Source organism: Gammaproteobacteria bacterium, from assembly GCA_019911805.1.
Classification (GTDB): Bacteria; Pseudomonadota; Gammaproteobacteria; order Thiohalobacterales; family Thiohalobacteraceae; genus JAHJQQ01.
This window is the reverse complement of the sequence record JAIOJV010000128.1, coordinates 23868-45919: the sequence shown is the minus strand read 5'-3', so window position 1 is coordinate 45919 and position 22052 is coordinate 23868. Positions and strand designations below refer to the sequence as shown.

General features: G+C 61.3%; 16 protein-coding genes. 1 reads left to right on the top strand and 15 read right to left on the bottom strand.

Going from position 1 to position 22052, the window contains the following annotated elements:
- Positions 1 to 258 precede the first annotated feature (258 nt).
- The 6 genes from K8I04_16010 to xrtD form a co-directional block, all read right to left on the bottom strand.
- A complete protein-coding gene (locus tag K8I04_16010; GenBank protein MBZ0073219.1) occupies positions 259 to 2892 on the bottom strand; it encodes a tetratricopeptide repeat protein in 2634 nt (877 codons plus the stop codon).
- A gap of 212 nt (positions 2893 to 3104) precedes the next feature.
- Positions 3105 to 4061 carry a GDP-L-fucose synthase gene (locus tag K8I04_16005; GenBank protein ID MBZ0073218.1) on the bottom strand — a complete coding sequence of 319 codons (957 nt, stop codon included), beginning with the start codon at positions 4059 to 4061 and terminating at the stop codon, positions 3105 to 3107.
- A gap of 51 nt (positions 4062 to 4112) precedes the next feature.
- Entirely contained in the window at positions 4113 to 4478 is a 366-nt protein-coding gene (locus tag K8I04_16000) for a GxxExxY protein (GenBank protein ID MBZ0073217.1), read from the bottom strand.
- Positions 4479 to 4680: 202 nt separating this feature from the next.
- Entirely contained in the window at positions 4681 to 5772 is a 1092-nt protein-coding gene (gmd, locus tag K8I04_15995) for a GDP-mannose 4,6-dehydratase (protein MBZ0073216.1), read from the bottom strand.
- A gap of 231 nt (positions 5773 to 6003) precedes the next feature.
- Entirely contained in the window at positions 6004 to 7644 is a 1641-nt protein-coding gene (locus K8I04_15990; protein MBZ0073215.1) for an undecaprenyl/decaprenyl-phosphate alpha-N-acetylglucosaminyl 1-phosphate transferase, read from the bottom strand.
- Between the two features lie 216 nt (positions 7645 to 7860).
- A complete protein-coding gene (xrtD, locus tag K8I04_15985; protein MBZ0073214.1) occupies positions 7861 to 9390 on the bottom strand; it encodes a VPLPA-CTERM-specific exosortase XrtD in 1530 nt (509 codons plus the stop codon).
- Positions 9391 to 9787: 397 nt separating this feature from the next.
- Here xrtD and K8I04_15980 point away from each other — a divergent pair, with 397 nt between their 5' ends.
- Positions 9788 to 10606: a WecB/TagA/CpsF family glycosyltransferase gene (locus K8I04_15980; GenBank protein MBZ0073213.1), complete on the top strand. Its 819-nt coding sequence runs from the start codon at positions 9788 to 9790 to the stop codon at positions 10604 to 10606.
- A 253-nt stretch (positions 10607 to 10859) separates the two neighbouring features.
- Here the strand turns inward: K8I04_15980 and K8I04_15975 are convergent, their stop codons facing one another.
- From K8I04_15975 to K8I04_15935, 9 genes are read right to left on the bottom strand one after another with little or no spacing between them, the layout of a single operon-like run.
- A complete protein-coding gene (locus K8I04_15975) occupies positions 10860 to 11621 on the bottom strand; it encodes a class I SAM-dependent methyltransferase (GenBank protein ID MBZ0073212.1) in 762 nt (253 codons plus the stop codon).
- Positions 11622 to 11654: 33 nt separating this feature from the next.
- Positions 11655 to 14294, bottom strand: a complete 2640-nt coding sequence (locus K8I04_15970; GenBank protein ID MBZ0073211.1) for a carbohydrate binding domain-containing protein — start codon at positions 14292 to 14294, stop codon at positions 11655 to 11657.
- On the bottom strand, positions 14282 to 15466 hold the full coding sequence (locus K8I04_15965) for a glycosyltransferase family 4 protein (protein MBZ0073210.1): 1185 nt from the start codon (positions 15464 to 15466) through the stop codon (positions 14282 to 14284). Before K8I04_15965 ends, K8I04_15970 begins: the two co-directional genes overlap by 13 nt.
- Positions 15467 to 15487: 21 nt before the next feature.
- A complete protein-coding gene (locus K8I04_15960) occupies positions 15488 to 16303 on the bottom strand; it encodes a class I SAM-dependent methyltransferase (protein MBZ0073209.1) in 816 nt (271 codons plus the stop codon).
- Between the two features lie 4 nt (positions 16304 to 16307).
- Positions 16308 to 17483: a glycosyltransferase family 4 protein gene (locus K8I04_15955; GenBank protein ID MBZ0073208.1), complete on the bottom strand. Its 1176-nt coding sequence runs from the start codon at positions 17481 to 17483 to the stop codon at positions 16308 to 16310.
- Positions 17476 to 18726, bottom strand: coding sequence for a glycosyltransferase family 4 protein (locus K8I04_15950; protein MBZ0073207.1), 1251 nt, complete (start codon positions 18724 to 18726; stop codon positions 17476 to 17478). The genes K8I04_15955 and K8I04_15950 overlap by 8 nt, the downstream gene beginning before the upstream one ends.
- A gap of 4 nt (positions 18727 to 18730) precedes the next feature.
- Positions 18731 to 19819 carry a glycosyltransferase family 4 protein gene (locus tag K8I04_15945; protein MBZ0073206.1) on the bottom strand — a complete coding sequence of 363 codons (1089 nt, stop codon included), beginning with the start codon at positions 19817 to 19819 and terminating at the stop codon, positions 18731 to 18733.
- Complete coding sequence (locus K8I04_15940; protein MBZ0073205.1) at positions 19816 to 21243, bottom strand: O-antigen ligase family protein; 1428 nt, start codon at positions 21241 to 21243, stop codon at positions 19816 to 19818. Before K8I04_15940 ends, K8I04_15945 begins: the two co-directional genes overlap by 4 nt.
- 13 nt (positions 21244 to 21256) lie before the next feature.
- The gene (locus tag K8I04_15935) at positions 21257 to 22051 is read right to left on the bottom strand and encodes a hypothetical protein (GenBank protein MBZ0073204.1); all 795 of its coding nucleotides are present in this window, start codon (positions 22049 to 22051) and stop codon (positions 21257 to 21259) included.
- Between the last annotated feature and the right edge of the window lies 1 nt (position 22052).

Here is a 22052-nt window from a genome sequence, read left to right as displayed (position 1 = left end):
TTATCATTCTGTTAGGAGTGAGGCGTGAGGCGTGAGGCGTGAAACCGTGATGGCCACGGAAGCACACGGAACAACACGGAAATGTTTGCCCGCAGGGTGCGTCGAGGCGCAGCCTGACGCACCGGAATTCCACACCACGGTGCGTCGCTGACGCCGACGCACCCTACAAGGGGTTTTGCCATACGCATTCTTCCGTGTTGTTCCGTGTGCTTCCGTGGCCAAAATGGTTTTGCCTTTAACGCCTCACGCCTCACCCTCTCACAACCCCTCCAACGTCTTACGCGCCTCGTCGGCGCCGGGGAAGTCGCCGAGTTCCAGCGCTGCGCTCAGGGCGTTTCTGGCCTTCGCCTTGTCGCCGGCCTTGGCGTAGGCCATGCCCAGGTGGTATTGGAAGATCCCCACCTTGGGTGCCGCGTTCACGACGCCCTCGAGCACCTCTACCGCCTTGGCATAATCACCGGCGCGGTAATATACCCAGCCGACGGTGTCCTGGATGGCGGGGCGCTGCACCGGCTCGAGCTTCACGGCCAGCGCCTGGGCGCGTGCGAGGCTCTCGGGATCGTCACGGTGATCGGTCAGCAGGGCGGCGAGATTGTTCGTCGCAATGGCATTGTCGGGTTGCGTCGCCAGGATGGCCTCGTAGCGCTCGATGGCCGCCTCGAAGTTCCCCTGGCGCTCATACAGGGACGCCAGTCCCAGCTGCAGACCGGCATCGTCCTTGAGCACCCCGAGGCCCTGTTCGTAGGCCGCGACCGCGCCGGCGGTATTGCCCTGCAGCTCGCGTGCTGCAGCCAGCTGTCCATAGACCGTGCCGCTGTTGGGGTTGATCTGGATCTGCCGGGTGAAGGCGTCCTCGGCAGCGCCGTACTCCTTGCGCGCCATCTGCACCACGCCAATGAGGTCGTTCGCCACCTTGTGCTCGGGGTCCTCGAGCAGAATCGCCTGCAGCCGTGCCAGCGCCTGATCGGTCTGACCGGCAGCGATCTGCGTATTGACGATCTCCGAGAGCATGGCCAGCTTGCCGGCGTCCTTGGCCAGGGCATAGCCCTGCTCGTATTCCTTGAGCGCACCGGCGGTGTCTCCCTTGGCGCGCAGGAGGCGCCCCATGCGGAAGTAGCCTTCGGCATTGTCGGGGGCCGCGGCCTTGAGGGCGTTGATGGTCGACTCGAGCGCAGCCACATCATTGGTTGACGCCAGGATGTCGGTCTTGAGCACCAGGGCCGGGATGTTTTTTGCATCACGCGCCAGCACTGCATCCAACTCGGCGACGGCCGCAGCGGCATCGCCCTCGGCCATGTATACGCGCGCCAGCCGCAAGGAGGCCTCGGGATTGTCGGGCGCCGCCTCCTTGAGCTTGAGGAGTTCCTCTTTGACCGCCGCCAGATCGCCCTTCGCGGCCAGCAGCTCGGACTTGGCCGCCAACGCGTCGACATTGGCCTGATCGTGCGCCAGCACCGCGTCGATCTGCTCCAGCGCGCGCGCAAGTTCCTTCTTTGCGATCAGGAAGCGCGCATACTTGATGCGGGCCTCCACGTTCTGTGGCGCGATCTCGACGGCACGGCGCAGGGTGTCACCGGCGAGCTCGGTATCGCCCTTGCGCAGCTGTGCCTCGGCCAACAGGTGCAGCACCGGCACCGAGTCCGGCTGGCTCTTGAGCACCGAGCGGAAGGCCCCCACCGCCGTATCGTAATCCTGCTCCTGCAAGGCAATACGCCCCTTCAGTACCAGGGCATCGCCGTCCTGCGGGTTCTTGGCGAGGACTTCACCGACCAGCGTGCGGGCACGTTCCAGGTCGCCCGCCGCCGCGGCGTGCCTCGCCAGGTGATTGCGCGCCTGCAGACCGGCCGGCTCGTCGCCGTAGCGCGCGATCATGGCGTCGTAGACCTGCTTCGCCTCGTCCAGGTTCTGTTCCTGCTCATACAGCCGGGCCAGTCCCAGGCGCAGGTCGGCGAGCTCGGGCTGCTGGGCGATGGACTGCTGGAGGAATTCGACGGCCGCATCCGTACCCTTCTTGGCCGCCAACAGGTCGGCCAGCGTAAGGTAGCGCTTGGCATCCGCCGGGTCGGCCGCGATGGCCTCGCGCAGCACCGTCTCGGCCTTATCGATCCGGTCGGTCTGGGCGAGGAAGCGCGCCAGTTGCACCCGGTAGCCCAGTTCCGCCGGCCGTGCCGCGATCAGCTCACGCAACACCGCCTCGGCGGCGTCGTTCTTCTCCTCACGCGCATACAGCTGGGCCAGGTGCATCTGGAGCGGGATGGGATCCTCCGCTGTGCCGGTGGCGGCGACCAGCACCTTCTCCGCAGCGGCCGTGCGCCCGGCCTGCTCGTACAACGAGGCCAGCAGCCCCGCCGCCGGCCCATAGGTCGGATCTTCCTTCACCACCGCCTCGGCCAGCGCCACCGCCTCGTCGCGCTTGCCCTCGCGCAACAGCATCGAGGCCTGCAGCGCCCGCGCGCCGGCATGCTGGGGATTGCGCGCGAGGATCGCGTCGATCTCGGTCTGCGCCTGCCCCAGCGCCCTGGCCTCGCCATCACGCTGGTCCTGTGACTTGTAGACATTGGCCTGCAGCATATAGAACTGCGCCAGCCGACTGCGCGCATCCACCAGATCGGGGTCGAGGTCCACCGCCTTGGAGTAATTGCCGAAGGCCCTGTTCCAGTCCTGGCGCTTCTCCTCGATCTGGCCGAGCAGGTAATAGGCATCCGCGGCCTTGGGGTCGATCTGCAACACGTTCTTGATCTCGACCCGCGCCTTGTCCCAGTTCTCCTCGGCGATGTAGGCCTTACCGCGTTCCAGATACTTGGCCTTGCGCTCCTCCGCCCCGCCACAGCCGGCCAGCAGCACCGCGGCCAGAGCCAGCACCAGCAGTTTCTTCCGAGTACCAATCGCCATCGTCAATCCTCCACGTACTGCGTATATTTATTTATAAGAAATTTCTTTGGCCACGGAAACACACGGAAATACACGGAAAAATGTTCATTTCAAAAACCCAGGCCTTCCGGTCAGGCGCTGCCCGCGACGTATACATATGCAGCGCGGGCCGGGTGGGTTTTACCATAAGCATTTTTCCGTGTATTTCCGTGTGTTTCCGTGGCCAACAAAACTCATCCCATGCCCCGCACCTGCTGCGCGGCGTTGACGTTTTCCAGAAACCACCGATAGGCGTCTGTGATGCCGTCCTCCAGGCCGATCTGTGCGCGCCAGCCGAGGGCGGTGATGCGGGCGACGTCGACCAGTTTGCGTGGGGTGCCGTCGGGTTTGCTGGTGTCGAAGACGATCTCACCCGAATAGCCGACCACCTGCTTTACCAGCGATGCCAGGTCGCCGATGGGGATGTCGGTGCCGGTGCCGATGTTGACGATATCGGCGCCTTCGTAGTGCTCCATCAAAAACACGCAGGCGCGGGCGCAGTCGTCGACGTGCAGAAACTCGCGCCGCGGCGTGCCCGTGCCCCACACCGTCACCGTCGGTGCCCCACTCACCTTGGCCTCGTGGAACTTCCGGATCAGCGCCGGCATCACATGTGACTTCTCGAGATCGAAGTTGTCGCCCGGACCATAGAGATTGGTCGGCATGGCCGAGATGAAACGCGCCCCGTATTGGCGCTGATAGGCCTGGCACAGCTTGATGCCGGCGATCTTGGCCACCGCGTACCACTCATTGGTCGGCTCCAGCGGCCCGCTCAGCAGATACTCTTCCTTGAGCGGCTGCGGCGCCAGCTGCGGATAGATGCAGGTGCTGCCGAGGAACAACAGCTTTTGCACCCCGTTGCGGTAGGCCGCATCGATCACATTGGCCTCGATCATCAGGTTCTCGTAGATGAACTCCGCCGGATAAGAGTCATTGGCCAGGATACCACCGACCTTGGCCGCGGCTAGGAACACATAATCCGGCCGCTGCTCCGCAAAAAACGCCCGCACCGCCGCCTGCTCACGCAGATCCAACTCACGACTGGTCGCCGTGAGCAGATTCGTATACCCCTCCGCCCGCAGCCGCCGCACAATCGCCGCACCCACCAACCCGCGGTGGCCGGCGATATAAATTTTGTCACTCTTATTCATCATAATTTTTGTTGGCCACGGAAACACACGGAAGAACACGGAAATGTAAAATCATAAAACAAACCTTTTTATGGTCGCTTTAGGGTAATGGAAATTTACCAACATCCCGATACGAATTCCTGTCGCCTTCAGATAATTCAACAACTGCGCCTCAGCTTCCTTGGAGGCTTCGCGCTGCGCCTTCAGTTCGATGATAACCGTATCTTCCACCAGCATGTCAGCGAAGTACTCGCCCACCACGGCACCCTTGTATTGCACTTCGATCGGAACCTGGGCCTGTACATCGAGGCCACAGATCCGCAACTCCCGCAACAGCGCCCGCTCATAGATTTTCTCGAGGAAACCGCAGCCGAGATCCCGGAAAACCTCATATACACACCCTCGAATACGGTACGTCAGCTCTTCCTGATTCAACATGGCAGATCCCTCCATGGATCACATTTTTCCATACGATTATTGGCCACGGAAACACACGGAAACACACGGAACAATATTTATGAAAAACCAACTCGGCCCACGCCGTAAATATATGCCTCGCAAACCGCCCCTTCTGGGAGGGTAGGGGTTTTGCGATAATTATTTTCCGTGTATTTCCGTGTGTTTCCGTGGCCATCAGCCCTTATTCGTTATAGTCGAAGGTCCGGAAGCCCTCGCGCCTGCACATCTCGTCCTTCTCGGCGAGCATCAGGTCTTCACGGACCATTTCGGCGACCATCTGGTCCAGGGTGATCTCGGCTTCCCAGCCGAGTTGTTCGCGGGCCTTGGTCGGGTCGCCCAGGAGGGCCTCGACTTCGGTCGGGCGGAAGTAGCGTGGGTCGACCTCGACCAGCACCTTGCCGCTCTTGGTATCGATACCCTTCTCGTTCACGCCCTCGCCCTCCCAGCGCAGCTGTATGCCGACTTCGGCGAAGGCGGCCTCGACGAACTGGCGTACCGAATGCTGTTTGCCGGTGGCGATGACGAAGTCCTCCGGCTGGTCCTGCTGCAGGATCAGCCACTGGGCGCGTACGTAATCGCGCGCATGGCCCCAGTCGCGCAGGGAGTTCAGATTGCCGAGATAGAGATTCTCCTGCAGGCCGAGCTTGATGCGGCTCACGGCGCGGGTGATCTTGCGCGTCACGAAGGTCTCGCCGCGGATCGGTGACTCGTGGTTGAACAGGATGCCGTTGCAGGCGTAGATGCCATAGGCCTCGCGGTAGTTCACGCAGATCCAGTAGGAATAGACCTTGGCCGCACCGTAGGGGCTGCGTGGATAGAACGGCGTGGTCTCACGCTGCGGGACCTCCTGCACCTTGCCGAACATCTCCGAAGTCGAGGCCTGATAGAAGCGCGTCTTGTTCTCCAGCTTCAGGATGCGGATCGCCTCCAGCAACCGCAGCGTGCCCAGCGCATCGGCGTTGGCCGTATATTCCGGCGTCTCGAACGACACCGCCACATGACTCTGCGCCGCCAGGTTGTAGATCTCGTCCGGCTGCACCTGCTGGATGATGCGGATCAGGTTGGTCGCATCGGTCAGATCGCCGTAATGCAGGATGAAGCGCCGCCCCTTCTCATGCGGATCGCTGTACAGATGATCGATACGATCCGTATTGAACGACGACGCACGGCGCTTGATGCCATGCACCGTATAACCCTTCTCCAACAGCAGCTCGGCAAGATAGGCTCCATCCTGCCCGGTAACCCCCGTGATCAGGGCAACTTTTCCAGTCATCAAAACGTACTCCATGCAGTGATTGATTGATTGCTATAAGACCTTGTTGGCCACGGAAGCACACGGAAATACACGGAAATGTTTGGCCGTAGGGTGCGTCGAGGCGTAGCCTGACACACCAAAATTCCGCACCACGGTGCGTCGCTGACGCCGGCGCACCCTACAAGGGGGTTTGCCATAAGCATTTTTCCGTGTTGTTCCGTGTGTTTCCGTGGCCAATAACCCCGCCCCCTACACCAACCCCCGTACCGCGACTGCGCCGATCGACACCAGCATCGATCCGGTGAAGAGGTTCCAGCGCGACTGCATGTGCCGCAGGGCCAGTTCGGCGCCGTAGAACAGCAGGATGGCGTGCAGGGCCATCTCCACGGCGCCCGAGGTCTGCCGCGAGGCCTCGGGCACCACGGCCAGCGCCAGGGCGATGAGTACCACCAGGTAATCCAGCGGCGTCACCCGGAAGCGGTCGGTCTCCACCAGGCGCACGCTGATGACGATGGCCAGGGCGAGGATACCGAAGAAGGCATACTCCAGCGAGGCCAGCCCCGCCATGCCCTCGGCCGGATAGCGGCTGCACAGGTACACCACCAGCGCGATGCTCACGAACACCAGCAGGCGCAGCAGCAGGAACCAGACGCGGTAGCCCAGCACCAGCCGCACCAGCAGCGCCACGGTCAGGGCCGCGGCAATCAGCGCCAGATCCGTCGGCACCTGGCTGACACCGAAGGCGCCGGCCAGCATGAACAGCGACACGGCCACGGCGACGACGCGGTCGGGGATGTGTTTCACCCGCGGATGGGCGCGGCCGCGGTTCAGGGTGCGCGCGATGGGCCCGGGATCACCGGCCGCGTGCGCCCGCCACCCCAGCGCCTCGGCACGGCGCAACAGCAGGAACAGGGCAAAGCAGGTGCCGAGATAGATCGCCAGCAAGACACCGTCCGCGGCATAGGGCAGGCCGACCGCCGCGAACACCAGCGCGGCCTGCAGGGTATAGATGATCGCGACCGATTCGTAGTGATGGAAGCCCAACTCCAGCAGCCGGTGATGGACGTGATTTTTGGTCGCCCGGAACCAGCTGCCGCCGGCCCGCGCCCGCTTCCAGAACACCACCAGGATGTCGGCGACCGGCAGGCCCAGCAGCAGCAACGGCAGCATCGGGCTCAGCGCCGGGTTGTCGCGCTGGCTGAGCAGTACGGCCAGCACGCCCAGCGCGAAGCCCAGGAACTGGCTGCCGCCGTCACCCATGAACACCCGCGCCGGATGGGAGTTGAAGCGCAGGAAGCCGAACACGCCGCCCATCACCGCCACCACCATGACCATGGTCTCGAAGCCGTGGGCCTGAGAGGCGAGATAGAGCATGCCCACCAGGCTCATCAGCGATTCGCCCCCGGCCAGGCCGTCCAAGCCGTCGGAGTGGTTGATGGCATTGATCATGCCGACCAGCGCGATGACCGTGAAGGGCTTGCCGATGGCCGGCGGCAACGGCTCCATGTTCATGAACGGGAACGTCTCGACCACCACGCCACCGTAGTACACCACCAGGATCGTCGCTGCGAACTGGCCGATGAATTTCACATAGTGGCCGAGTTCGGCGATGTCGTCCCAGACACCGAAGGCCAGCAGGATCACCGAACCCAGGTAGAAGCTGAGCATGACATCGCTGAACGGCAGCACGATGGCCATGGGCAGTAAGGCGCCGACCACGATGCCGATACCGCCCGCCCGCGGGATCGGCACGGCATGCACCTTGCGCGGGTCGGGCTTATCGATCATGCCGATGTGCGGCGCCAGCCGGATCATCGCCGGCACGAGCAGCATGCTCACCGCCAGCGCGACCATGAAGATGACGACCAGCGTGGGTAGGGATTCAGTCAAATGCGATATCTTCTAGTTATGTAAACTTCATGAGGCCACGGAAGCACACGGGATGAAAGATCCCGACGCGATCCGCCCACCCGTAGGAGCGGCATTCCTGCCGCGATTCACGTCGGATCATCCGCCCGACCCCATCGCGCCAGGAATGGCGCTCCTACATCGAGAGCCCTTCCGTGTTGTTCCGTGTGCTTCCGTGGCCAATACAATCTTCAAACATCAATCCGGCACGTACTCCTCCAGCTCCGGCACCGCCAGCACCGCGAAGGCGCGCAGCCGCTCATCGCCGCGCTCGATATCCTCGCCCGGCTGCATCAGGGTCGTCAGCCGTACCAGCGCCCCGTCGGTGCGGTTGCGTGTCACTGCATCCCAGAGCAGATACCCCTTCACCGCGAACTCGTTGGTGATGATGCGGTCGCGCTGCTTGAACCAGTAGTACACCAACTGACGGTATTCGCCCTTGCGGATGACAAAACGATTCACCGGGATACCACCGGGCTCGATATTGACCTTCGTATGCGACTCGATGCGCCAGCCGCCGCCGGGCAGGCAGGAACGCGGCGAGTGCGCCGAGGCGCCGGAGCGCTGCGAGCCGTAATAGGCGACATAGAAATTGATGGGATCGGCGGCGTCGTTGCGGTAATCGACCAGGATGTAATCGTCGAGCTTCAGCTCATCGAGCACGATGGAATCGAGCCGCTCGGTATGACCGCGCCAGCCGTCCAGGGTCAGCGGGAAGGATTCGAAGCCGACCCGTTGAGGGATCTCCTCCACCCGCCCACTGACCGCGACCGCGCCGGCGACCGCCAACCCCAACAGCACCAGCCCCACCCAGCCCTGTGCCGGAACACGGCGCGCGGTCACCACGGCATCCGCCGGCGTCGGCGCCGGGAACTCCATGCCGAAGACCTCCCGGAACGGCCGCCGGTCCTTGCCCACCAGCGACAACAGCCAGATCTCGACGATCAGCAGCGCCACACAGGCCATGAACACGATCCAGCCCTCGAAATCGTGCAGAAAACCCTCGGCCTGCTCGATACCGTAGAACTCCACCAGCACGCCGATGACGCCGATGCGGAAACTGTTCATCAGCACCGTGATGGGCATGCTCGACAGGATCAGCAACACCCGCTTCCACACCGCCGCCTGATAGAAATAGGAGGCGATGATCGCCAGCGCCAGCAGCGGGAACAGGTAGCGCAGACCGCTGCAGGCCTCGACCACCTGCAGCTTGTAGACGCCCAGGTCGATGACATTGCCTTCGAGGAACACGCTGATGCCGAACAGGCGGATGACGGCGACGCCGATCTCGGAGGAGATGAGCTGCAGCTGGGACGACAGGTTGTTGAAGATGAAATTCGGCAGCGGCACCATCAGAAACAGCAGCAGCAGCGGGACCAGAATGACACGGAACGCCGCCCAGCCGAGGAGAGCGTAGACCGCGCCGATGATCGTGATGACGAAGCCGTACTGGGTGATGGAGTGCAACGTGCTGAGCTGGCCGACGAAGGTAATGAGCACGCCGGCGGCCAGCAGCGCCACGCCCGGCCAGGAGCCCGTGAACGGCAGCCGTTCGAGCTTGTCCTTGCGCTGCCAGATGAGGAACAGCGTGATGACGGGGATCATGTACCCGTAGCCGTATTCCTCGCTCCGGTCCCAGCGGTCGACCATTGCGACCAGCGAATCCAGTGCGGCGAAGCCGGCCAGGGCAAGGCCCAGGACACAAACGATCCAGAGCAGGGCGGGCATGCGCCACGCCGTAACGGGAGTGGTAGTCATAGCATCCTTGGTCTTGTGTCTGCAGTTCGGCCGGGCCGATGCCGGCTTGGCACATATCGTTTTTATAGGGGGCGGTACTCACCGCCCGGGCCGGTGCCCAACAATATCACAACCCCACCGGCCGGGCGGCCCGTTCCGCTATCTCTCGGCGGCCGGCGGACATCCTGGAGCCGGTGCAGCCAAGTCGGGGGCACCGGCGCGGCAGCTTATTGTTCGTCCCCCGCTGCCGGCAGCGTCTGATCGCCACCCCCGGACGGTAATCACGGGCCTATACAAATGCAAGCCACTGGTTTGTAATGGCGGGACGACAACAACCGACCGGCGGCACGCCGGCGCATAACATCTCCGAGATCTGGCGGACCAGACAGTGCCGACACCCCCGACACCCCCCACCGATGCCACGACCGACGCGCAGCCGCAGGCCGAGGCCGGGACCCGCCGCGGCGCCCCCGTCCTGGGCAGCTTCATCGACGCCCTGGACTGGGACTCGGCAGTGGGGCGCATCCGTGCCTGGGCCGGCGGGCGCGAGTCCCGCGCTGTGTGCCTCTGCAACGTCCATTCCGCGGTGACGGCCCGCGACGACCACCGGCTGGCCGGTGCCCTGGCGGCGTCGGACATGGTGCTCCCCGACGGCGCCCCCATCGCCTGGACCCTGCGGCGCAAGGGCTTTCCCGGCCAGACCCGCATCGCCGGCCCCGACCTGATGCTACGGCTCTGCGCCGCCCTGGAGGGGACCGGCACGGGCGTGTTCCTGTTCGGCGCCAGCGAGCACACCCTGGGCCGGCTCGAGGCGCGGCTACGCCGCGACTTCCCCAACCTCGACATCCGCGGCGCACTGAGTCCGAAGTTCGGCGACTGGCCCGAAGACCTCGAACGGAGCTACATCGAGACGATCAACCGCTCGGACGCGGGCGCCGTCTTCGTCGGGCTGGGCTGCCCGCGGCAGGAGATCTGGATGGCGCGCCGCAAGACCGATATCCACGCCGTCACGCTCGGCGTCGGCGCCGCCTTCGACTTCCATGCGGGGACCATCGAACGGGCCCCGGAGTGGGTACAGCGACTGGGACTGGAATGGCTGCACCGCCTGCTGAGCGAACCGCGGCGGCTGTGGAAGCGGTATCTCGTCACGAACACGAAGTTTTTGGTACTTTCGGGGCAGGATTTATTTACGACTAATAAGCACTAGCAGTTCCACGCTTTCCAAGAAAATCCGCATCTTCGGCCTCAACAATAGTCTGCACCCCTACTAAGTGCCAGACCATTAGCGCGAAAACCGAACTTGCTACGGAATCGTACAGAAACCGCGGACAAGATCATACACCGCACACAACACTGCTTCTCAGCCACTAAGTGTTCTGATCCCGAGCTTTGCGACACCGGTGCATTTCATTGTTTCTCGCGCACCCTCATGTCTGATATCGATTTTTGTCTAGTTCTTCCTATTGCTTCACAACAAGCCCGCAAAACTGATTCCCCCACCGCCCCATGAGACCATCAAGCAGAACTTTTAACGTGCGCACCAGCAGAACACCCTGTCTGCCGCCACCGACCAGCCTCCCCAGCCGGCCCAATACGATATTATGATGCCAGAATGAAAAACTCAGATTATCAAACGGCTTTTCTACCAAGTAGCTGCTTGAAACATCTCCAACGAGTCGTCGGTTCCAGCGGAACACATAATTGATCGCCTCCCCGTTCCGTTCCCATTTCGTGCCGAGAAGACTACCTGCCAATGACTGATGTGGTTCCAGAAAAATCGCTGCGACAGCACCTACCCGTAACATCTCGGTGAAACCGGCAACTGGACTGCGCAGATGATGAAGTCCATCCTGGACTACCACTACGTCATACGCGTTGTCATCAAGGGCCACAGCCTCTGCGTTGAGTACCACACCTTTTAGACGAGAATCCCTGCTTATCGCCTGACCAACCCCAACGTCAGAGATATCAGACACCGTAACGTTTCGATACCCAAGGTCGTACAGCACCGAACCTTCCAGTCCTTCGCCAGCACACATCACCAGAATTCTCGAATCAGTATCAATACGATTACCAGCAGCCAAACGCAGCCTGCGGAAAGCCTCGCGCAACCGCCAGCGCGTCACATAATTCACCAATGGGTCGCTAGACACGGTATGCCCGCGCGGCCCAGCAGCGTAGCGGGCATCATGTTGCGCCTTTTGCTTTTCCCAATGCTGCATACCCCCCCCAAAGCACCAACGCCAGTCAGGCACTTAATTACTGTTCATTCTTTCTACAACCACATATCGTGGGCTAACCCCGACGTCGATATGTGACACGTTCGTCGCAGAGGGCTGGCCCACGGCTCGCCCCATGATGTCGTAGACCGCCGCAATGCGCTCATTATCAGCCAAGGGGATTGCGGCTTGCTGACCTTCCCTGGTAGACCAAGCCACGTAGACCATATGCTCGCCACCAGAAAACTTCGCAATGACGGTCTGATCGCCACCATCTTCCACCCCGGGTTCGAACTTTAACCCATACAGCATATGCGCAAGAACAGCATAAGCCGCAGCGGCCGGACGCGCAGCACCATCCCACTCGAACAAACCGATATAGTCCTGGCGATCCGGCCGTTCGCTCCAGAACATATCGTAGTAGAACCATTTTTCGATCCCCGCAGCCAGCACATCTACATGGCGCTTGACGATGTATTCAGCGCCTTCCGGACCGGTCAGCGGCGCCTCCACATACGCATTGACGCGGGTCTCATACATCGTTCCCGGATGCCGAATGCCGACTTCCGTTTGCCAGATCGGTTTGGGCGGCCGCGACGAATTCTGGCGCTCCATGAGCGTCCTGAGCTGTCGCACGGATTCGGCGGTGGATATCCCGGCCGGACCGTCCGGCGCATCTCCTTGGTAAAGATGCACAGATGCAATATCCATCAGGTCGTAGGCGCCTCTTTCAAACAGCAGCTCAAACCAATCGGCCGGGGGGATGGTGGTCGAGCATCCCGCAACGATCTTGGCATCCGGGTTGGCCTCTTTGGCGGCCTCATATGCAATCCGAAGAAGTTTCATATAGGCATCCGCGCGCGCGCCCATGCCGCGCCCATCCGGAAGCTTCAGGAATGTATGGGATGAGGGCTCATTCCACACCTCCCAGTAATCGATTACCCCGCGATAGTGTTCGACCGTGCGATACACATATTCACGCCATTTTTCGTAGTCAGCAGGCAAGTACGCGGTGTAGCCCGAATTGTTATGCACCGTCTGATCCTGCGGCGCAGTCGAAATCCATCGCGGCACACCATCCAAAGAACCCAGTATCTGAAAGCCACGGCGCTTTGCATCCATTATCGCCGCATCGAAAAACTGAAACCGCCCGGCCTCGGGTTCAACGGAATACCATTTGGTGGTACGCGGTGGATGTAGTCTCAGCCAGCTCACTCCCAGTTGTCGCGCGAGCCCCAACGACTCATCGTTGAATCGCGCGTGATTGCCGAACGGGGAATCCGTCCGCGGCGCGGAAGCCTCTGGCACAACCGCCACCGCGAATTCATCGGCATCCACCCGCACACCGTCCAAGTCGACCTCAGCGAGCGCACGAAAATATCCCGGCTGCCCCGTGGGAATTCTGACCTCCGACCTCCAGCGATCACCCGCACTGAGATTCAGCGTCTTGGTAAGCAACTCCTGCCGCCTGCCCTCATAGTCGTACAGCGTGAGTTTGAGCGTTGCCGTTCCGGCAACGTGAGCCGCTACCACCAGCCCCAGTGATGATGTATCTCCGACCTCCATGACTGTCGGCAACCCCTCCCGCAGCAGCCCTACTTCTACGGGTGCAGCAGGCCGATAAGCACCCGACCGGCCCTGCACGAGTTCGACAGCGTCGATCCACAAGACCCCGACCTCCGCGGACTGGACGTATGCAAAGTATGCATCCCCAACCGCCTGCGGCAACCGCACCGGCAAGTCGTAGGTCTTCCACTGCGTGCCCACGACAACCGAGGTCGGACGAGCGCGGCGATCTCCAAATATGCCATGTCCTAGTCCGATCCGAACCTTGTGCCGATGATCCGCGCGCAATCGAACGCGAAGCACATAGTCGTGGCCGGGAACAGCCTGGACATATGCCGAAGACACAGTGACGCCACCCCCTCGGGGGACCTCCACCCGCATGGCCTGCCTGCCCTCGAACGCTCCGGCCGTATCCAGAACCGGTTGAGGATTCTGATATTCGATCGCAGATGCTGTCACGGGGGACCCCGCTTCCCGGTACAACACGCCCCAGCGCCCGAGCCCCACCTCGAAACCGCCGTTTGCAATCAAATTACCCTCAACGACCGACAAAGCCTGGGCCGTGCCGTGATCCTCCGCCAGTTCGGCATCATCCAGCCACAGCTCTCCATCACCCTCGAATCTAACCATAAAATACGCATCGCTCGAATTTTCCTTGGCGACGGCTTTGAAACGATATTCGCGCCATTCATCGGAAACCCGAAACGACTGGCCAGCCAGCGTACGATAGGGCCTGCCATGCTCGCGCAACACTATGCCGACCGGCTGTGAGAGATTGCCACGCATCCATATCGAGACCACATAGGTCTGGCCCTTGCGTACGGCGATGCCCCCCTGCACGAATTGCGCGGCACCGCGCCGATAATGCGACGCGACGATATGCGCTGCCGATCCCGTACCATTGCGCCCTACCTGGCGATCGTAGCGTACGTCAACCTCGGCCCAGCCACTGTTGTCCTGCCACGCGCCAAAAGGAACCAACAAGCCGGTATCCTCGAAGCCCGGATTTGCCAAGATATTTTGACCGGCACCAGCTGACGAGACGGGATACATGGCCAAGGCGATGCCCAAGCGGAACAGCAGAAAAAACCAGCCATTCAACCCATACATGCCCGCGCATCCTCGTAGGCGGCCCTCAAACCTCTATAATGGATTTCACCACTGAACTGCTCGCTTGCGAGCCGCCTGGCCGCAACACCATGATCGACAGCCAGCTGTAGATTTTCGATATAGCCACGCAACGCGCCGGCGAGCGGCTCCACCGACCCCGGATCGAACAGGCACCCCGTTTCGCCATTCCGAACCAGTTCTGGCAATCCGCCGATTGCGCTGGCAACTACAGCCGTTCCGCAAGCCAATGCCTCCAGCACCGATATCGGACAGTTCTCATACCATTCCGAAGGCACAACGACGCACGCCGCGCGCCTGATCAGTTCGAATTTCTCCTCCCCCGAAACATAACCCGCGAATGAAACTATACCGCGCAGCCGCGAATCGACATGACGACGCAGCACAGTCTCCTGAGGCCCCGTACCCGCGATCACGAGGCGCGCCCCAGCGGGAAGCGTCTCCGCCGCCTTCAGCAGGGTCCACAGACCTTTCTCTTCACTGAGCCGCCCCAGATACAATGCGAAGGGCTCCTTGCGGTCTGTCTCTCTCACCGGCGGCGTGGTGACGAAATTGGGACATATGCGGATGCTGGAGCGAGCGATGCCGGCCTGTTCCAGCCGGCCTGCCGTGAACTCATTGAGAGCCAGGAAGCGCGTGACTGCGGATGAAAAGATATCGGCGTTCCATCCACGGGAAATGGCACGTGCGTAGTAATGGCTCACGATGCGGCTGCCGCGCATGCATTTCTTGCGTACGCACGGACCGAAGTCCGTGGTACTGCAGTCTTCACACACCTTCCCGCCAACGAAGAAGGTACCGTTCGGACATAGGAAGCGGTAATTGTGCACGGTCTGGACCACGGGTATCCCCAGTGCATGGAGCGCGTCGTAGACACCCACGGAAATCATCGGAAATACGTTGTGCACATGCGCCACATCCGGCCGTAGCCGGCGCGCCAGATCCGTCAATTCCCTTACAATGGCGCGATTGAGCGGCACCTGCTGCAGCGTGCGAATGCGGCGCCACCACCCATAGCCGTCTATTTCATCGCTGCGCTTTGCATATAGATGAACATCTTCGCCGTATTGCTTCAGCAGCAGCCGCTCGTCATCCACAACACGACATTCCCCTCCGGGGATTCGATAATAGTTGTGAATTTGAAGAATACGCATGAATATCGACCGCCGTTCGTCCTAGTCTTTTTCCCGCTCGAGCACCAGAAATACTGAAACGGGCGCGAACTTCTGCCATAGGCGGCGCCGGTGATATAGCTCATTCCATTGAGTCAGCGACGAAAGCGCCTGATCGAGGCGAGTCAGCAAACGTGAACTGTAGATCGGCGTGCCCAGCATACGTCCGAGTCGCGGCATGACCGGAAACATACATTTGGCTTCCCTGACGATATGGAACCCGCTCTTTCGCACGATGTCGCGGAACAACTTCACGGGTATGCCACGCTCATGGCGGGTGAGCCCCGGACGCGCATGCCGCCAATCCCCCATGGATATGATGGGCTCTCGAACCAGCATGTAGCCGCCAGGCTCCGTGCAGCGCGCAAGCTCGCCAATGACTTTCGATACATTCGGAATGTGATGCAAAGCTCCAAAACAGGTGACAAGATCGAAACTTCGATCCGGAAACGGCAGATCCCCGCTGACAACCGGCTTCACATAACGGGCCGGCACACCCCCGATAGAGTCCCGGACGAAGCCGTCGGCGGGTTCGAGCACGGTGACCCGATCCACACGACCAAGTACCGGATGGAATTCCTCCCCGGCCGCACCGCCCACACCGAGCAGATGTCTGAACCGACGTTCAGGCAACCAACGGAAACCATGGATATCGTTGAGTGCATGATAGCCGTATCCATGACCCGCCGACCCTGCCTGCGACATCTCGAAGTAGCTGTGCTCTTCATCCCTGAACCACTGCTGGAGTGCATCGCCGGCCAGGTCGTCGCCATACAGACGCTCCCCGGCAAGATAAGGGTCGATGTCGTCGCTCTTCATGCCGTTATCCTCCCGAGCGTTCCGATTCGTCCGCAATGCGACCACCGTGACCGTACGCCTCAAGACACCGTCTGACGCCGTCGGCGAAGCGCTCCACCATGCGGCTCACCCCAAAGTCCTGCGCACTATCCCTGCAGCCATCCATGAGCCGCTGCTGCATGGACGATGACTGCAAATAGGCGGCAACCGCCTCTGCATACGCCGATACGTCGTGCCGCGTCATGACACCGTTTTCACCGTTCCGCAGATATGCGATCTCGGGACTGTGTATGGGCACATCGGTCGTGAACATGGGCACTGCGGCAACGAAAGAATCGACTATAGCCAGCCCGACGAGGCCGGGCATGAGAAACGCCCGGGCCATCGCAAAATATTTCGCTTTGTCGCCACCATACACACCACCGAGATAGTGCACCCACGAGTGTCGGCGCGCCGCGTCCTCGATAAGATGCTGATCAGGACCATCACCGATAATCACCATCTCGAAATCGGGTATGCGTCTGCGAATTTCCTCGCAGGCCGCCACAAGGAACGGCAGCCGCTTGTCCGGATACATGCCGCCACAGTACAAGGCCACGCTCCGGGACCGGATACCCAGAGCGGCACGCGCCGCTTCAACGTCGGATGGCCCCAGACGACGCAATGCTTCCGCCAGCTCGTCGGCATCGACGGTATTGTTCACCACCGTGATACGGTCCACCGGAACACCTGCGCCGGCCATCACGCGCTTGCTGATCTCCGTATAGGCGAACCACCAATCGGCGCCACACAACAGCCGGCGCTTCCATCGCTCGCGCAGACCTGACTTGCGATCAGTCTGGAAATTTCGTCCATGCCCCCAATACGTGAAGGCCGGCCCGGCCATCTTCCGGCGCGCAAGCAGCGCATAATTCACCAACAGACGGTTCGCCTGCTCGACAACGACGAGTTCCGCCCCACGCACGTGAGCGAGGCAGGGTTGCCACACAAGATCTGTCCGCCCGACCCGGATATAGCTGTTTTTGATTCTCACCGCCCATGGCTCACCGACTACGACGCTGCGCGGCACGGTGCCCAGCCGCTCCTGCCCGTAGACTACCACCACGTCATGCCCGTCCTCGGCCAACGTCTGGACGAGTGCGCGGAAAAATGGCACGCGGTAATGTGGCAGGATGCGTTGAATCACCACGACCTTAGCCATGGCCTTGGCTCTCGGAATGGGATGACTCGGACGGCCTGAGCAAAGCCGCTTCGACATTGCCCAGCGTACGACGCAGATCGAAACGATCCTCGGCAAGGCGCCGCCCCTCACGTCCCATGCGGAGCCGCATCTCCGGCGAATCCAGCAATTGCCTCAAGCGCACCGCGAACGCCTCCGGATCACGCTCCTCGACGAGAAAACCGTTGACACCGTCCATCACCTGCTGGGGTATACCTGTGATATGGGTGGCGATGACCGGAAGGCCATAAGCCAACGCCTCCGTGATCGCCGTCGGCATTCCATCCCTCTGGCCATTGAGGCCGATCTCAGCCGGAAAGACGAAAATGTCCGCACGCGCCAACCACTTCTGCACTTCCGAAAACGGCTGCGGGCCGAGCAGGCTGACGCATTCAGAGAGTCCAAATTCGCGCACCCGGGCCTGCATCACATCGAACAGCGGCCCACCCCCGACAGCGACGAAGCGAAAGTCGACTCCGTCTCTGTGCAGGAGATCGAGCACCTCCAACAGTGTGCCATAGCCCTTGAAACCGGTGAACGCCGCGGACGTGAACAACAGCGGCACGTCATTGGTCTTTGGTGCCAAGTCGATCTCGGGTAACTCAACTCCATTGAATACCGTCACCACCTTTCCACGGGGGAGCGTATAGTCGCTGATCAGTTCGAGATAGCGACGGTTATAATCCGATATGGCGATCACTCGCCATGCACGGCGCAGCTTCTGAAACAGGAACGGGGAATACACATACACATCTCCCGACGCATGCGCCGTGAAGCTGAACGACACCCCGGTCAGCATATGAGCGAAAAGGGCCACGGTGGACGCAGTGGCGAAGTGCGCATGCATCCGGTCCACTCCATCACGCCGAATCCTCCGCGCGAGGCCGAACGCGGTCAGAACATGCAGCACGACCTGCAGATTAGTGCGCAGATCCAGCGACGGAACCTCTGACATCCAGAGTCGTAGCGCCCGCCAGGAACGGCCGGGATCGGTCACCATCCAGGTGCACATGGCCCCGAGATTCGCCCACACTGAGTGCTTGAGGTAGGAAGTCTTGGCAACCCATGGCCTGTTGTCGTCGTTCAGGTCGGTCCCGACAGGCCGCTGATAGGCATACAGACGGAAATCATCGGGGCCCAACCGGTCTCGCAGGTGGCGAACCTCCCTCAGCACGAACGTTTCCCTTAGGCACGGGAAGGTCACGGTCACATAGGCCAGCCGCATAATCCTACTCCCCACATACCTGAAGAGCATGCCGAACACCGCCTCGCAGTGCCTCCTCGTAGAGGCGCAAATATACCGATACGATCGCGCCGGGCCTGTACCGCTCCGCAGTGAGCCGCCCGGCTGCAGCGAGCCGATGGCGCAGATCCGCGTCGCCGAGCACTTCGCGCAACGCCCGCATCACGGACTCGCCATCCGTCGCGTCCAGCAGATAGCCGTTTTCGCCATGAATCAGATACTCACCGAAACCACGCCGCGTCGCGATCACTACCTTGCCGCGCGCCATGGCTTCGAGCCCCACCAGGGGAAAATTCTCCGACTTGGACGGAAACACGCACACCGCGGCTCGGTCGATATACATTTCGACATGTTCGCTGAAGCCGCAAAAACGGACGTTAGGAAGATCCACGGTATCGACCATGGGCCCGGTCCCGACGAACCAGAAATCCACAGCCGGCATCATGCGGGCCACATCCAGGAGAACGCCCATCTTCAAGTCGATCTGACGACCGACGTTGACCACATATTCGCCGTCCGGCGAGGACACGGGTGTGAAAAATCGCTCGTAAATCGGGTTCGGAATGAATACAAATTTATCCCGATACCCGGGGTACAGGCCACGCATGAGATCCCGGCTGAACCTGCTGACGCAGGTCACGACATCGGCCTTCCGCACGTTCAGCCACCTGAGCGTCTTGAACTTGACGAACTGCGCACGCGTCGCGACACCAAGCTTGAGAAGCTCGTTCTCCGGCGTACCGTCATGAATGGTGCTGACCGTAAGCCAATCACCCTTCCTGATGCAGGCGCTGAGCACATTGGGCATATGATGATGCACCACATCGGGATTAAACGCCGAGATAATACGATTCAGGCTGGAACGACCTGCGGTGCTGTAATGTAAGAGCCGCTGCCGGGTAGCAGGCAACATGCACACTGCCACGCCCTCCCGAGTGAACCTGTCTTCCCGATCACCAAAGGTGAGCACCGTGACGTCGTGAGTTTTCGCCATCTCGACGGCCTGGATCCAGGCCACCTGCTCCCCGCCCCCACAGTAGGGTGGAACGGCTTCGACCACCACTACCACCTTCACTTGACGACCCTCCTGGATGCCGGCCGCAGAATCGAGGGCGACGCAGATCCTGCCTCCGCATTCGCGACACGTCCCGGGCTGTCCGTCACCGCCGACCCATTACGCGACTCCTCCCGTAAAATACCGGCCGCAGCCAGCAGGAAGCCCCACAGGGCGAACAAGTATTGTTGGTAATCCGCGAGTGTGAAACGCAGGAATTCGACCTTGATTTGATCAATCAGGAACACCACCATCAGCACGATTCCGACCCGTGGAAGCCCCTGGATCAGTCTGTCATTGAAGTTATGGTGGCGTGCACGCCACAGATGGCGAAAGATGCCGGCGAACAGCAACAGGTAGGCAATCAGCCCGACGATGCCGACCGTGTACAAGAGGAACAGATACAGGTTGTGTGGGTGGCCGGCAATCCAATCCAGGCGCGCCAGCATGATGGTCTCCGGATCGAACTGTACCCGGGGACCATGGCCGAGAATGGGCTTCTTCGCGATGCGTTCGGCGGCGTCTATCCAGGGACCGGCTCGCGTCTCCGGCATGCCGCTGCGGAATTCTGTGGATGCGACGCGCTCGTACAGCAGGTCGAATTCGGTGGTTTGGATGATGACGAGTGCGACAATGAAAAACAGTCCGACCCCACCAAGCCCCGCGAGCATGATGCGCCGCATCCCCAGTTCTCGGCGGAACGCATACAGCATCAGGACCGCTCCCACGACAAGGCTGATCACCCCGCCCCGGTTGCCGGTGGCGACCAGGAATGCCAGGTTGGCGGTAATCAGCGCATACAGCAAGAAGCGCCGGCCGCGCCTGACCACGTGCATCGCCAGGTATCCCATGAGTAGTACCTGAAAAACCAGAAATTCCGCCGTGATGCCGACCGCCGAGAATGGGCCGGCGAGGCGCCGATCGATTTCAGTGATGCGGTTCTGGGTAAGCGCAAACTCTTCGATACCGAACAAGGCGAGCTGCCGCCCGCCCGCCGCGAGCTGTAGATAGCAATACAGCGTCACCAGGACGTTGATGATCACCAGCAGTGTTATGAAGTAATGGACATCACGCGCGGTACGGATAGTGTTGTACACCACATAGAACATCAGAAATCCGGCACCGACGCTGATAAGATACAGCACGTTGCCAAAGCGCAGCGCTTGGGGTGCCTGGGTCATGGCCAGCATATAGACGAAGCCAATCAGGATGAAGCTCCCTATCAAGGGTGCCTTGATGAGTCGATGCTGCAGCAGCAGCGCGCCCGCCAGCATATAGGTCAGCACGGTATTCATGCTGCCATACTGGGAATTAATGATCTGAAACGGAATCAGTACGACGAGCGCCGTCACCGTCCAGCGCGGCGGCAAAAAGTAGAGCGAGACGAATACGCCCAACCCTACTATCAGCGCCACGATAATTTGTGTCCACGCCCAGGTATCCATACGGTACCGCCTCTTATACGCAGCCGTCGCGCCCGATGGGCACTGCGGCATCGACGCTGTAGTCAACAAATCCGAACCGTTCCAGCACACGCCCTATGTCGGCAACCTGATCCGTACTCAGCCAGGTGCGCCACTTCGGCTGATGGGCCTCACCGAAACCGGCCTGCACACGCTCAGTACCGGCCTGTTCCGAGGGCCGGTACAGCAAAGCCGGATCCGGGCGTACGTCGAGCCCCAGTCCTTCGAATACGGGCGCCCAGGCTCCCACGCCGGCACCCGCCAGCGTCTCGTAGTAGGCGACCGTGCACCCCAGCCGCCGCGCCTCATACAGGGGCTCCACATTCTCGATGCACCACAGCACAGCGTGGAGCGCGGCCCCGCCCAGACCGGGATCCATGAGATCCAGGCCGGCCCGCCGGACGCGCTCCATTATGACCGCTTGCTCCCGATAGCGACGCAGGACATCCTGCTGGAACGGTCCATCGAGGACCCAGGACTCCGTCCCGGCCCTCAGCTTGGACGCGATCACCGCGCAGGGGTGACGGACCACGAACAGAATACGCGGGCTGTAGTGCCTCACCATCCAGGGCAGCATCAGGTTGGCGCGGATGCACTTGACCACGATGCCCGCCCTCCGCAGACCGGGCCCGTATCGCCGATAGTTTCCGACCAACTGGCGGCCGGTTCGATAAAACACGCGCAGTCTTCCGAAATCGAGCAGGTCGCGCGCCCCCAGGCGCAGGCGATCCCCGCGCACGCGGTAATCGGTCCAGACGCTGCGCAATCGGCCTGAAAACACCTCGTCCATG